Annotated in this window: 14 protein-coding genes; 8 read left to right on the top strand and 6 right to left on the bottom strand. The window is 70.1% G+C overall.

Going from position 1 to position 12,658, the window contains the following annotated elements; all coding sequences use genetic code 11:
• Positions 1 to 115: 115 nt before the first annotated feature.
• Together AC069K_RS10495 and AC069K_RS10500 are read right to left on the bottom strand one after the other, a co-directional pair.
• On the bottom strand, positions 116 to 373 hold the full coding sequence (locus tag AC069K_RS10495) for a hypothetical protein (RefSeq protein ID WP_365105532.1): 258 nt from the start codon (positions 371 to 373) through the stop codon (positions 116 to 118).
• The gene (locus AC069K_RS10500; RefSeq protein ID WP_365105535.1) at positions 370 to 795 is read right to left on the bottom strand and encodes a DUF1622 domain-containing protein; all 426 of its coding nucleotides are present in this window, start codon (positions 793 to 795) and stop codon (positions 370 to 372) included. The genes AC069K_RS10495 and AC069K_RS10500 overlap by 4 nt, the downstream gene beginning before the upstream one ends.
• A 212-nt stretch (positions 796 to 1,007) precedes the next feature.
• Here AC069K_RS10500 and AC069K_RS10505 point away from each other — a divergent pair, with 212 nt between their 5' ends.
• Positions 1,008 to 1,427, top strand: coding sequence for a LysE family transporter (locus tag AC069K_RS10505; protein WP_478614373.1), 420 nt, complete (start codon positions 1,008 to 1,010; stop codon positions 1,425 to 1,427).
• 4 nt (positions 1,428 to 1,431) lie between these two features.
• Here the strand turns inward: AC069K_RS10505 and AC069K_RS10510 are convergent, their stop codons facing one another.
• Entirely contained in the window at positions 1,432 to 1,998 is a 567-nt protein-coding gene (locus AC069K_RS10510) for a hypothetical protein (protein ID WP_365105541.1), read from the bottom strand.
• Positions 1,999 to 2,101: 103 nt separating this feature from the next.
• Positions 2,102 to 2,917, bottom strand: coding sequence for a restriction endonuclease (locus AC069K_RS10515; RefSeq protein ID WP_478614376.1), 816 nt, complete (start codon positions 2,915 to 2,917; stop codon positions 2,102 to 2,104).
• A 288-nt stretch (positions 2,918 to 3,205) separates the two neighbouring features.
• Between AC069K_RS10515 and AC069K_RS10520 the strand changes: the two genes are divergently transcribed.
• From AC069K_RS10520 to AC069K_RS10545, 6 genes are all read left to right on the top strand, one after another.
• Positions 3,206 to 3,613, top strand: coding sequence for an STAS domain-containing protein (locus AC069K_RS10520; protein ID WP_365105547.1), 408 nt, complete (start codon positions 3,206 to 3,208; stop codon positions 3,611 to 3,613).
• The gene (locus AC069K_RS10525) at positions 3,613 to 4,545 is read left to right on the top strand and encodes an anti-sigma factor RsbA family regulatory protein (protein ID WP_478614379.1); all 933 of its coding nucleotides are present in this window, start codon (positions 3,613 to 3,615) and stop codon (positions 4,543 to 4,545) included. The genes AC069K_RS10520 and AC069K_RS10525 overlap by 1 nt, the downstream gene beginning before the upstream one ends.
• 155 nt (positions 4,546 to 4,700) lie before the next feature.
• Positions 4,701 to 5,537, top strand: a complete 837-nt coding sequence (locus tag AC069K_RS10530; RefSeq protein ID WP_478614382.1) for an RNA polymerase sigma factor SigF — start codon at positions 4,701 to 4,703, stop codon at positions 5,535 to 5,537.
• 264 nt (positions 5,538 to 5,801) lie between these two features.
• Positions 5,802 to 6,485 carry a DUF5701 family protein gene (locus AC069K_RS10535; RefSeq protein WP_478614385.1) on the top strand — a complete coding sequence of 228 codons (684 nt, stop codon included), beginning with the start codon at positions 5,802 to 5,804 and terminating at the stop codon, positions 6,483 to 6,485.
• Positions 6,486 to 6,699: 214 nt separating this feature from the next.
• Entirely contained in the window at positions 6,700 to 8,367 is a 1,668-nt protein-coding gene (locus AC069K_RS10540; protein WP_478614388.1) for an FAD-binding oxidoreductase, read from the top strand.
• A gap of 213 nt (positions 8,368 to 8,580) precedes the next feature.
• Complete coding sequence (locus AC069K_RS10545; protein WP_478614391.1) at positions 8,581 to 9,744, top strand: carboxylate-amine ligase; 1,164 nt, start codon at positions 8,581 to 8,583, stop codon at positions 9,742 to 9,744.
• On the opposite strand, the gene AC069K_RS10550 is transcribed toward AC069K_RS10545, so the two are convergent.
• Positions 9,731 to 10,540, bottom strand: a complete 810-nt coding sequence (locus AC069K_RS10550; RefSeq protein ID WP_478614394.1) for a 2OG-Fe dioxygenase family protein — start codon at positions 10,538 to 10,540, stop codon at positions 9,731 to 9,733. The two genes, AC069K_RS10545 and AC069K_RS10550, sit on opposite strands and share 14 nt — an antisense overlap.
• Before the next feature lie 464 nt (positions 10,541 to 11,004).
• On the opposite strand from AC069K_RS10550, the gene AC069K_RS10555 reads away from it, so the two are divergent.
• On the top strand, positions 11,005 to 11,847 hold the full coding sequence (locus tag AC069K_RS10555) for an alpha/beta fold hydrolase (RefSeq protein WP_478614397.1): 843 nt from the start codon (positions 11,005 to 11,007) through the stop codon (positions 11,845 to 11,847).
• Between the two features lie 143 nt (positions 11,848 to 11,990).
• Here AC069K_RS10555 and AC069K_RS10560 read toward each other — a convergent pair whose 3' ends face one another.
• Positions 11,991 to 12,650, bottom strand: coding sequence for a hypothetical protein (locus AC069K_RS10560; RefSeq protein WP_478614400.1), 660 nt, complete (start codon positions 12,648 to 12,650; stop codon positions 11,991 to 11,993).
• Positions 12,651 to 12,658: the final 8 nt, after the last annotated feature.

Raw genomic sequence — 12,658 nt, forward strand, 5'->3', positions numbered from 1 at the left:
GAAGGAGTTGGGAGAGCGCTCTCCGGAACCATGCCCGCCGGTCATGCATCGGTCAAGAAGGTGGGCACACTTTCCTTTCGGCTTGAGTTAAGCCTTTACCTTCTGAAGGGGGGTCTCAGGTCGAGCGTTGCCGCTTCGGCCACGCTTTCAGACCGGAGTTGATGAGCAGGCGTACGCCGATGACGGCCGAGGCGGTGGCGAGGGACGCCCAGGACGGCCGGCCCGCGAGGCGGATGAGGCCGGCGGCGACGAGGAAGTCCGTCAGCACCGCAACGCCGGGCTGTACCCTGCGGATCCGAAGGCCGACGCAGACGGCGCTGATCAGACCGAACGTCGTGATCAGGACGGCGGCCTGCGCCAGCAACCCGGTCATGAGGCGGGTCCCGGAGCCGGGGCACCGTGCTGAGGGGAGAGCCGGTCGATCTCCCGCCGCTCCTGCTCGATCTCCCTGCCGAGGACGTAGTTCAGTACGGTCCGGATCGCGGCGATCGCGGCCAGTTGCCCGATCTCCGTGAAGGAGGGCGCGATGGCTGTGCGCAGGATGTCCCCGGCGAGCTGGAACTCAAGGCCGAGCGCCAGGAAACGGCCCAGGGTCAGCCTGATCCGATTGAAGCCGAAGGCGGTGCCCGAGGACGCCTTCCAGTTGCGCAGCCTGCCCGCGCCGTAGCCGATGAACTGGACGAATGCCCAGGCCGCACCGGCGAAGATGATCAGAGCACCGGCGAACTCGACAAGCCGCACGGTCAGATCGACGACATCACGCAGCGTTGATTCCGGCAGGAGATCCGCGTTCATGGGGGCATTGTGGGCTCACAGGGGCGCCGCTTCGTGTTCGCCACCCCAGCGCGGGAAGGAACGTGCCGGATCGGGTGGGACCCCGTCCCTTCCCGTGTCACCCGGCTCTGGTGCGCCGCCCAGGCACGCGTGCTCCCCTCCAGGGCCGCTCTCTTGAGGGACGCCATCGGGGGTAGGCGAGCAGGTCCCAAGGCCAACGAAAGGGAGAGCGGATGTCGGTCGACCTCGTCGGCTTCCTCGGCGTCGTATTGGTGGCCTACGTGGTCCCGGGCCCCGACTTCCTCGTGGTGGTCCGATCGGCCACCGAGTCGCCCGGCAAAGGACGGGCCGCCGCGTTGGGCGCCCAGGCCGGGCTGTGCATCCACATGATCGCCGCCGCTGCCGGGCTGTCGCTGATCGCCGCCCGCTCCCCGGTGGTCTACGACGCCATCAAGCTGCTGGGCGCCGCCTACCTCGTCTTCCTCCTCGGCACCCTGGACATCCTGATCGGCGTCGCCTACTGGTTCGCCCTCGTCGCCGTCGCCGCGCGGCTCCGCGCGCTCCTGGCCCGCCCCAAGATCCGCCACCGCTGGGAGCTGACGACGGGCTGGCTGTTCATCGTCATCGGCATCGGTGTCGCTGCGGCGTCCTGAAGCGTCACGATCCGTCGATGATGTAGTAGTCGTTCTTGAGGTACTCCAGGGTGTAGCTGCCGAGGTCGCTCTCGGAGAAGGTGGCCGAGGACCTGACCGCTTCGAGCGGCATCACGATCCGGTCGAGCGTACGTACGGTCACGCGCTGCGGGTCGACCGTCGCGGTTCGCAGGGCCTTCTTCTGCGCGGGGGAGATCATCTGGAACACGGCGACGAACGTCGACGTACACGGTCCGAATCCCTTCTCCTCCGCCTTCTTCGCGCCGGGCCCGGCCACTTCGCAGACGGTGTGGATGTCCTCGCGGCCCAGGGCGTGGAGGTACGACTCGTACCGCTGGATCGCCCGCTCCTTCGTCTTGGGCGCGGGCTGCTCACCGGTCGGGGTGGGGGAGGGCTTCCCGGTACGAGCGGACGCGGACGGCGTGACCGGCGGCTCTGCCGTCCGCGTGGACGCGGACGGCTGCGAAGGCTTCGCGTCCCCGTCCTCCTTCGTCTTCTCCGGACCGCACGCGCACGCCAGCACCGCCACGCACGCCGATACCGCCACGCTCACCATCGTTCGCGCTCTCATCCGAACCCTCCCTCATTCCATCCGCCGACTACCCATCACGTCGTCACGCAGGATCCCGGGAAACGGTTCCCGGAGCCGTCGATGCGAGTTGTCCCCGTGGCGCTCAGGGCGCGACCTCGTTCCAGGGTGCCGGGCCGGTGCCGTCGGTCCAGGCGGCGAGGCGCGTGTGGTCCACGCAGAGGATCGCGCACTGCTCGGCGTACTCGACGGCGGGCTGCGTGAACTCACCCGTGGTGACGACGGCGGCGACCTGGGCTTCGTGGACGGCGAAGCAGGTGCCGCCGAAGCGCTGGAGTTCCTGCGATCCCACCTTGTTCACGGGCCCGTACCGCTTGCACTGGATGACCACTGTGCGGCCGTCGGGGGCGGTCGCGAGCACGTCCGCTCCCAGGTCGCCCGCACCGCCGACGACCTGCACGTTCGTGCAGCCGTCGCGCTCGCACAGGGCGGCTATCGCCTGCTCGAAGGTGTCCGCGTCCATCGCGCCGTACTCCTCCGCGGTGAAGGCCACGGTCTCGGCGGCCAGCGTGTCCGCCTCGTACGTGTACGGGGCAGTGATCTCCGGATCCGCCTGCGGAGCTGTCGCACCTGTCGGAACTGTCAGATCTGTCGGACCTGCGGGACCTGCCGGCTGAGGGGTCTCCGTGAACTCCTGGCTGATCGCGTCGGCCGCGTCGACAAGGCGGTCCGTCAGGCGTCGGCGGCGGGACCGGCGCATCCCGAAGAGGGCCACGGACGCGCACACCACCATGGCCACGCCTGCGCCCGAAGGCCCGCCGCCGGCCGCCTGGGCGAGGGTCTTCGCCGTGAGCGCGGCCCCCCACAGAAGGAGGGCGAGCAGCGCGAAGGCCAGTACGGTCTGGCGGAGGCTGAAGGCCCGCCTGCTCGTCGTTGCCTGTCGGTCCAGTGGCGCGGTCATATGTGCCTGGCTCCCCCGTGCGCGGCTATTTCATGATCATCCATGGCCCCCGTCTGCCCCGCTTCCCGGGCTCCCAACGCGGTGAGACGGCCCGCTCGCGGCGAGGCCCGGACCCGGTACGCAGGCGGAGTGGTGTCGCGGGCGGAATGCCCAGGCGACCGGGAGCTCGCACAGAGGTGCGAGGAGCGGCGGCGGCCACCTGGACCGGAGGGGGCCGCAGGCCGTGTTCCTTTGCCTGGCGGGGGACCGGGCGTCCGCGGGTTCCTGGCCGGGGTATCGTGCAAGGTGATGAAAAGGGGCCGCCGTGTGGCCGAGTGCGGGGAACGAGGGGGGCAGGGCGTGGATGTCCCACCGGGCGTAGGCGGGTCCTCCGTCGCGCCGCCACGTGGCGCGGTACTGCGAATCAATCCGTTGCCTGACAGTTCCGGACTGAGGGCGATCGGGGAGATTAGTATGAACACACGGACCGTTTGGCAGCATGCGCTGAGGGAACTGGTCGAACAGCGCACTGATGTGCTGCATGTGGATCTCTCCCGAGTGAATTTCGTGGATGTGGCCGGAGTGACGGACTTGGCGGTTACCGCTCAGCACCTCCCTGAGGGGCAGCGGATGGTGCTGCACCAGCCGCCGCCGCAGCTGCCGCGCATCCTTGAGCTTTTCTGGCCCGAGCTCGACGCGATCGAGGTGGCTGCGTAGTGAGCACAGCCACCTCGCACGAGCCTTTCGTCCACCCGGCGCTCTTCTACCGCGGGGCGGACCAGTACGTCGCGGGCACGGTCCCCTTCCTGCGGGAAGCGCTGGACGCCGGCGAGCCCGCGGCCGTCGCCGCTCCGCCGGACCGGCTGGAGCTGATCCGTGAGGGTCTGGGTGAGCGGGCGGCTGCCGTCCGCTTCATCGACATGACCGAGGCCGGCCGCAACCCCGGCCGGATCATCCCCAGCGTGCTGCGCAGGTTCGCCGACGCCCACACGGACGCCTCGCGGATCCGCATCATCGGGGAACCGATCTGGCAGGGTCGTTCCTCCGTCGAATATCCGGCGTGTGTGCAACACGAGGCATTGATCAACGCCGCTTTCACGGGGCGCGCGGTCACCATCCTGTGTCCCTACGACGCCGACCAGCTGGAGAAGCAGGTCCTCAGTGACGCTCTGGCGACCCACCCGGTCGTCATCGACGCGGACGGCGAGACGGCCTCCACCGCCTACAGCCCCGAGCAGATCATCGCCCGCTACAACGAGCCCCTGGTCTTCCCGGTCGGCGCCGCGGCCTGCTCTTTCGGTGCCGAAAGCCTGCCCAACACCCGGGACTTCGCGGTGTCCCAGGCGCGGTCCATGGGCGTGTCCGGCGTGCGGCTGGGAGATCTGGAACTCGCGGTGGCGGAACTGACCACCAACAGCGTTGTCCACGGCGCCGGTTCGGGGATACTGCGGATGTGGGCCGAGGACGGCCGGATCGTCTGCGAGGTCCACGACGGCGGACAGCTGACGGACCCCCTGGCCGGCCGCCGCCCGCCGCACCCCACCCAGCCCGGCGGCCGTGGACTCCTGCTCGTCCACCAACTCGCCGACCTCGTCCGCGTCCACACCGGTCCCGACGGGACCACCATTCGCTGCTACCTCCCGGGCTGACCGAGCAGTAGGACGCTCTGGTTGCGGGTGGCGGCCCCAGTCCTCTGCGACATGGGTGTGAGCGCGGGATGAAGGGGTAAACGCTGCGGCGTCGGCCGTTTGTGCAGGCAGTAGTGGCGGTTGGCTCGACCTATGGGAGGGACAGTATGGCGCTCATGAGCATTCCGACAGCAGACACGCAGACGACCGAGCTGCCGGAGATCGCCGAACCCTCCCGGGTGGCGCCCAAGGACGCGCGCGAGCTCTCCAGACTGTTCTTCGATCAGCTCGCGGTCCTGGAAGAGGGCACGCCCGAGTACAGCTACGCCCGCAGCACCCTGATCGAATTGAACATGTCCCTTGTCCGTTACGCGGCCGGCCGGTTCCGCAGCCGCGGCGCGGAGGAGATGGAGGACATCGTCCAGGTCGGCATGATCGGCCTGATCAAGGCGATCGACCGCTTCGAGCTGACGCGCGAGGTGGAGTTCACCTCCTTCGCGATCCCCTACATCGTGGGGGAGATCAAGCGGTTCTTCCGCGACACGTCCTGGGCGGTGCACGTGCCACGCCGGCTCCAGGAAGCGCGCGTCCAGCTCGCCCGCGCCACCGAGGAGCTGCGCAGCCGTCTGGGGCGTACGCCCACGGTCCGGGAACTGTCGGAGCTGATGAGCCTGCCCGAGGAAGAGGTGCGGGAGGCCCGTCTGGCCGCCAACGGCTACAACTCCGCTTCTCTGGACGCCGCGATCGGCGGCAGCGAGGACGGCGAGAGCGCCCTCCAGGACTTCATCGGTGCCGAGGACCAGGCGCTGGAACTGGTGGAGGACTTCCACACCCTCGCCCCGCTGCTCGCCGAACTCGGCAAGCGGGACCGGCAGATCATTCACATGAGGTTCGTGGAGGAGCTCACCCAGGCCCAGATCGGCGAGCGCCTGGGCGTGTCCCAGATGCACGTCTCCCGGCTCCTGTCCCGCACGCTCGCCCGTCTGCGCGACGGAATGCTCACCTCCCGTTGAGCGCAAGGGCGTGGCGCGGAACTACATGACCAGTACTTGCCGGCCTCCGTCGGCGTAGGGACGGGCGGAGTCGGCGAGGTCTCCATGCCACGCATCGGTCGGCGCAACAGCGCGGGCACTCAACGCGTGTGAGGCGCTGTGGTACGAGGTGTCACGTCCCGGGAACCCGGTCCTTTGCCGACGTGGCGGATGCCGGGAATTCTGCGGGGGGCTGCTTCGTTGGATCCTTGGTCTGCTGCGCCCGCCGTGAATCGAAGGAGTGCCTTGCCCGAGAGCTCGTCCATCGCCGCCGTGTCCTCTCTGCCGACTCTGCCGCCGCTCGCCACTCAAGCCGAGCACCTGATCGACCTCGGAGTGCATCAGCTCGCGGGGATGCCCGCCGACTCCCTGCGCGCCTTCGCCCAGGACGCTGATCGCACAGACAGCCACGCTCACGCCCACGCCCACGCCCTGCTGGCCGTCCACCCGGACCTCGCCCCCGCCTCGGCCCTGGCACCGCTGCTGCGCCGTGAGGGCAAGCCCGGCTTCGTCGTCACCGACATGCCGGACGTCGACCAATTCGCGCCCAATACTGTCGAGTTGCCCGACGCTCCCCTCTACCTGATCGCTGGCGTCGACCGCGGTGACCACATGGCCAACTGGAGCCCGGAGGAGGCGCTGCCCGCCCTCACCGAAGCGAACCGTACCCCGCTGTTGCTCACCGAAGGCATCCACTGGGTGCTCCAACAGCCGGAAGTCCTTGAACGCAACCGGTGCTTCATGACCATCGGATCCCGCCTCCGTAAGGCAAACGGCGCCCTGGACGCCCGCACCCCCGCGATCTGGATCAGCAACGGCACCGGGCGCGACGGGCGCGAGCGACGCAACGCCGCGAAGGTCGGCTGGTGCTGGTGGGGCAACCGCCACACCTGGCTGGGCTTCGCCTCCGCGACGGGCCGCAGAGGCTAGCTCGTGGCCTCGTCGCCTCGTCGCCTCGTCGTATGGCGGAGGGCCGCGATCTGCGAGGTAGTGCGCGCTGAGCCCCGCGGCGTACCGGCGCTCGTCGACGTCCGGCCGTACCCCTTCACACCGCCGCCATCGCTCGAATGGCGGAGCAGGGGACATCCGATGTCTCACTAACGTGGTGTGACCGGCGCCGGTCACTACCGCGGAGGATCCGCTCATGTCCATCACGCCTGCCCATCCTGTCTCCCCCGCCCACCAGACGGTTGAACCGGGCGACGACCGTTACGACGCCCTGCGCCGCGGCTTCAACCAGCGGTGGGTCGCCACACCGGAGCGCGTGGTGGTCGCCACGAACACGGAGGACGTGGTGGCCGCGGTGAACGCGTGGCTGGCGGCTCACCCCGGTACCGAGACGCCCCCGCGACGGATCACCGTCCGCTCCGGAGGGCACTGCTACGAGGACTTCGTCTGTGGCGATGATGTCGCCGTCATCATCGACGTGGCCTCCATGAACCAGGTGTACTACGACGCCTCCATGGACGCCTACTGCGTCGAGGCCGGCGCGAGCAACTGGCACAGCACCACCCAGCTGTACCGCGGTCACGGACTCGCCCTGCCGGGCGGCTCCTGCTATTCCGTCGGCGCGGGCGGGCACATCACCGGCGGCGGCTTCGGGTTACTGTCCCGCAAGTACGGGCTGACCGTCGACTATCTGTACGCCGTGGAGATCGTCACCGTACGCGACCGCACGCGCGCCCACGTGACCGTAGCGCGCAAGGACTCCCCGAACTCCGCGCTCCAGGACCTCTGGTGGGCACACACCGGCGGCGGAGGCGGCAACTTCGGCGTCGTGACCCGATTCTGGTTCCGCGACCTGCCCCAGCCACCGGCCCAGGTGCTGCTGCGCACCCTGGCCTGGGACTGGAAGCTGTTCGAGGAGCATCCTGAGCGGTTCACCTCACTGGTCCGGCGCTACGGACAGTTCTTCGACACGGAACACAGTGGCGCGGGTGGCTTCCCGGGCGGTCAGCACGACTACCGGGACCTGTTCACCCTCCTCAAACTGAACCACCGCGCGGCCGGAAAGATCGGTCTGATCGTGCAGATGGACGGTACGCGCGAGGACTCACCCCAGCGGCTGAAGCAGTTCCTGGACTGGCTGGCCCCCGAAGCCGACTACCCGCCGACCCTCCTGGACGTCCAGATGGGGGAGCACCCCCCGCTCAGCACCCTGCACACTCCCACCCGCCTGCCCTGGCTGACCGCGACCCAGACCCTCAACGACTCCGGGCCCAACCGGTGCGGAAAGTACAAGTCGGCCTACCACACCGCGAACTTCACCGACCAGCAGGTGCAGGCCATCCACCGCCACCTCACCACGTCGGACTACCACAATGACCAGGCACTGCTCCAGATCGACTCCTACGGGGGCCGCATCAACGACGTACCACCGGACGCCACAGCAGTGCCCCAGCGGTCCTCCGTCCTCAAGCTCCAGTTCCAGACCTACTGGAACTGGAACAAGGACGCCAACCACGACGGCGTCTTCGACTACCAGGACGCGCGTGAGGACCCGGGCATCGCCGCACCCCACCTGAACTGGATTCGCAGCTTCTACCGCGACATGTACGCGAGTACGGGCGGTGTACCCGCAGTCCCGGACCCGGCAGCGCCTTCGCCCACGCACAACACGGACGGCTGCTACATCAACTACTGCGACGCCGATCTGAGCGACCCCGCGTTCAACCCACCGGCCGACAACCAGCCCTGGCACCGCCTCTACTACCAGGACAACTACGCACGGCTACAACGCACCAAGACCCACTGGGATCCCCGCAACGTCTTCCGCCACCGACAGTCCATCCGTCCGACCGAGCCCCGGTAGCATTCCGCGGCGCCCATCGGCGTCACACAGAAGCAGACCTGGTGAGAGTGCCCGTAACCGGACGCGCCTCCCCGAACGCCGTGTGGACGCCCGGGCTCAGCGGTAGGGGCAGCCGGCTCCGAACAGTCGGTTGACCCGAACGGCTCCGTCTGTCTGCCGGTCTGCGCGTGCCGGACCTCGCGGCGGAGCCGTGCTGTCGCGATGCTGGACCGCGTGAACACATCGTCGCCGCCCTCCGGTCTGTCCGCCACCGTACCGACCATCGGGGTGGAGGAGGAGTTCTTCCTCGTCGACCCCCACACCCGTTTCCTCGTCCCGGCCGGTCCGGCGGTGGCCGAGCGTGCCGCCGGAGAAGTGGGCGATCTGGTGACGAAGGAGTTCGCCCTGTGCCAGGTCGAGGGGCGCACGTCGCCGTGCCTGTCCGCCGGTCAGCTACGCGAGGAGCTGCAACGGGTGCGCGGAGCGCTGGTCGCGGCGGCACGCGCCGAGGGTGCGGAACTGTGCGCCTCGGGTACGGCGGTGATGCAGGAAGCCGGCCCGGTGCTGGTGGCCGACCATCCGCGCTACCTGGCGGGACGGGCGCAGTACCGGACCATGATGGACGACTTCGCCATCAGCGCCCTCCACGTCCACGTTCACCTGCCCGACCGTGAGCTGGCGGTTCTGACGAGCAACCACCTGCGGCCCTGGCTGCCGCTGCTCATCGCGCTCAGCGCCAACTCGCCGTTCGACCGCGGCCGCGACACCGGCTACGCCAGCTGGCGGACGGTCATCCGCAGCCGGTTCCCCTGCCTGGGCCCGCCGCCCTATGCGGCGTCGTTGCGGGAGCACGAGCGGCTCGCCGTGGTGATCGCGGACACCGAGGCCATGCTGGACGCGGATACGCCGTTCTGGGACCTGCGACCCAACCCGCGGGTGCCCACGTTGGAGATCCGGGCGATGGACGTACTGCACGATCTCGACGACACCGTCGCGGTCGCTGTCCTCCTGCGCGCCCTGACGGTCACCGCCGCTGCCCGGGCGCGGGGCGGCGACCCGGGACCCGCGTGGGCGGGGGAGGTAGTGCGCGCCGCGTGCTGGCGGGCTGCCCGCGACGGGTGGAGTGGGGAGGGCTTTGATCCCTTCAGCGGGCGCTCCAGGCCGGTGGCGGCCCTGGCAGAGGAGCTGGTGACTTTCGTGCGGCCGGCGCTGGAGGAGGCCGGGGACCTGGAAGCGGTCGTGAGTTTGTTCGATCGGCTCGCCGAGCGTGGTGACGGAGCGGCCCGGCAGCGCGCCTGGGCGGCGGGGGAAGGGGCCGGGCCGCAGGCGGTCGTGGACCGGCTGGTGGTGGCCACCGCTCGTGGGTGGGGCTCCGGGGGTGGGGTCAGCGGGCGGTGAGCGTCGTCACCAGGACGTCGCGGCGGCCGGGCCGGGACGCGTCCTGCGGCTGGACGGGCGAGACGGCATGCCAGGTCGCCCGGTCGTCGCTCAGCAGCAGGGTGCCGGGCTCGCTGAGCGTGTGGGCGGCGATCTCCCGACCGTCCGGGTCATAGAGCGTGCTGCGGCCACCGGTGACGTTCTCGCGGCCGAGCAGCAGCGAGGACACCAGGGTGACGCCGTCCTTGTGCCTGCCCTCAGGAGTGGGCCGGCCCAGGGTGTCAGGCTGTGCGATCACCCGGAACGGATGCACCCTGACGATCCATTCAGCGGTGTCCTCCAGACCTCCGGCCACGTCGCCGAGCAGCCGGATCAGCGCGTACAGCACCGGCTCCGACCGGAACGCCTCGGTGAGCGGCTCGAAACGGCGCTCGACGCCCACATACAGGGGGTTGCTCTCCCCGGGCTGCACGAACACCTCTTGGTCCAGCGGTGCGACCTCCCCCGTCCGGGTGAGCAGGAACCGCCCGTAACGCCGCAGGCGGCGCGTCCCTTCCTGGGCTGCGTACGGATCCACGACCAGGTCCTCCCAGTGCGCGGCGAACCGCTCCCACACGGCCGGGTCGGCGTTCACACAGGGCGAGGCCACGTCCGGGGGCATCAGGTGCCAGCCACGGTCGGCGACGGCTTCGCGTGCCGTCTGGACGAGAGGGGTTGCGTCGCCTGCGACCGTGCTGCCCGTGTCGTCCTTGCTGCCCTTGCTGCCGTGGGCCACCCCGTCCCCGTCGGCCTGCGCGACGCCGTGGTCATGGTCCATATGCTCATGCTGCTCTCTGCGACGATCGGGGGCATCCGCAGTGGGTGCGAAAGGCCCTTGCCTTCTTCCGCGGCGTCCCGATGGCGCGGGGCGTACCTCCTGGGCCGCAACCGCCACCACCCGCGACGACGGCATATGGAGCACACCCTGCCTGCCGGGACGATCCCCGTCCATGACCAACAACCAGGCCCGAGGCTTCCCCCCACCCCTCGCCCGCGCGGCTCGGACGTGCCCATTTCCCGCCCGGGGTCGGGATTGACGCGCTGCGTGCGTGAGCGATGAGTTTCAGCGGCTGATCGAGTCTGTCCTGGCATGAAGCGAAACATCGCTGGTATCGCGGTTTCTCCCGGCGCCTGCGTGTCCGGGCCCCAGCCCGGCCCGGACGGCGGTCCGTCCGCGACGTTCTTCTCCTGCGGCCGCCCCAGAACCGGTTCGGCTGATCTACGACGTCTTGCGGTGATCCGATGACCACGGTCAACGTCAAGGGGATCGCTTTGGGCATCGAGTCGTTCGGTGACGACGACGCGCCGCTCGTCCTGCTCGCGGGCGGGACGACGATGCTCTCCTGGCCCGACGCGCTGTGCGAGCGCCTCGCCGCCGGCGGTCGCCGTGTGGTCCGGTACGACCTGCGCGACAGCGGGGAGTCGACGACCGCGGATCCGCAGGCGCCCACCTACACCCTGCGCCACCTCGCCGCCGACGCGGCGGCCCTCGTTGACGCGCTCGGCGGGGGGCCCGCGCACCTCGCGGGGATCGGCGTCGGTGGGATGGTCGCCCAGGTGGCCGTGCTCGACCATCCGGGCGCGTTCTCGGCGCTCACCCTGGTCGGCACTCGCGCGGTTGCCCCAGGCCCGCCCGACGACGACCTCCCCGACCACTATCAGGCGACCATGAGCCGGCTGTTCGCGCGTCCGATGCCCGATTGGAGCGACCGCGAAGCGGTCGCGGAGTTCGCCGCCGCCGGTGCGGAGATCGTGGGCGACGACCCCGTGGCCGCGCGGGCCGTCGCCGCGCGCATCTGGGACCGTACGCCCGCCACCGCACCCCCGGTGCAGATGGCCAACCAGATGCGCATGGTGTTCTCCAGGCTCGACTGCGCACCCCGCTGGCGCGAGCGCCTGCCCGAGATCGGGGTTCCCACGCTCGTCGTCCATGGCGGCCGCGACCCGGTCTTCCCCGTCGGCAACGGGGAGGCGATCGCGCGCGAGATCCCCCGAGCACGGCTGCTCGTCCTCAAGGAGGCCGCCACGGCGATCCCCGATGCGGCGGTCGGTGACGTGGCCGAGGCGATGCTCGCCCTGGGGTAGCGGTCCGCCCTCGTGCTCCTACCCGGTGCGGCGCCGCCCGAGGGCAGTTGCCGTCACCCCTGCGCCTCCCCAGCACGGACGAGCCGGTCTCGCACGCGATGACGACCCATTGCGCGCGGTCGCGGGCGTCCAGCGCCGGTTTGTCACGTCCCGCCCAGCGCCACCGTCGTGGTGACCCGGGTGAGGGCGGGACGTCGAGGGGCCGAGGCGAAGCCGAAGCGCACCGGCGGCGTGACGGGGGCCATCGTGCCGAGGTCGGTCCCGTCGAAGCTCGCCGAGGCCGCGCGCAGATGCCGCACGTCCTGGGCCCCGTACCACTCCCTGCGCCCCGCTCCCGCGCTTCCCCGGGTCCGTACTCCGGCGAGCAGGACGCGCGCCGGATAGTCCGTCAGGGCGCTCCACGCCGGGCGGCGGGCCACCGGTGCCGGAACGGCGCGGAGCATCAGGCCCAGCGGGCCGCGGCGGCCGACCACGAAGCGCAGGTCCAGCGGCGGGGCGTTCACCGTCCAGAGGTCATCGGTGACGCTCACCTCGACGGGGGCGACACGTACGGCGTCGAAGGTGTAGGTGCTGCTGATGAAGTCGGCCGTCTCGGATGTGGGAGCGAGCAGCAGCCGCTCTCCGTCGGCGTTTTCCAGCATCACGTCGCTGAACGGCCCGAACGGTGTCCGCTGCCAGTGGCCGAGCACGATCCTGGTGCCGCTCGTCGTGCCCAGGCCCGCGATCCACCCGTCGAACCGCAGCCGGGGCCGGGGCGGGCGTGCTGAGGCGGGGCGCCGTTTCCTTGCGGGGATCCAGGTCATGCTGATGC

It is taken from the genome of Streptomyces sp. NPDC043908 (assembly GCF_056435525.1).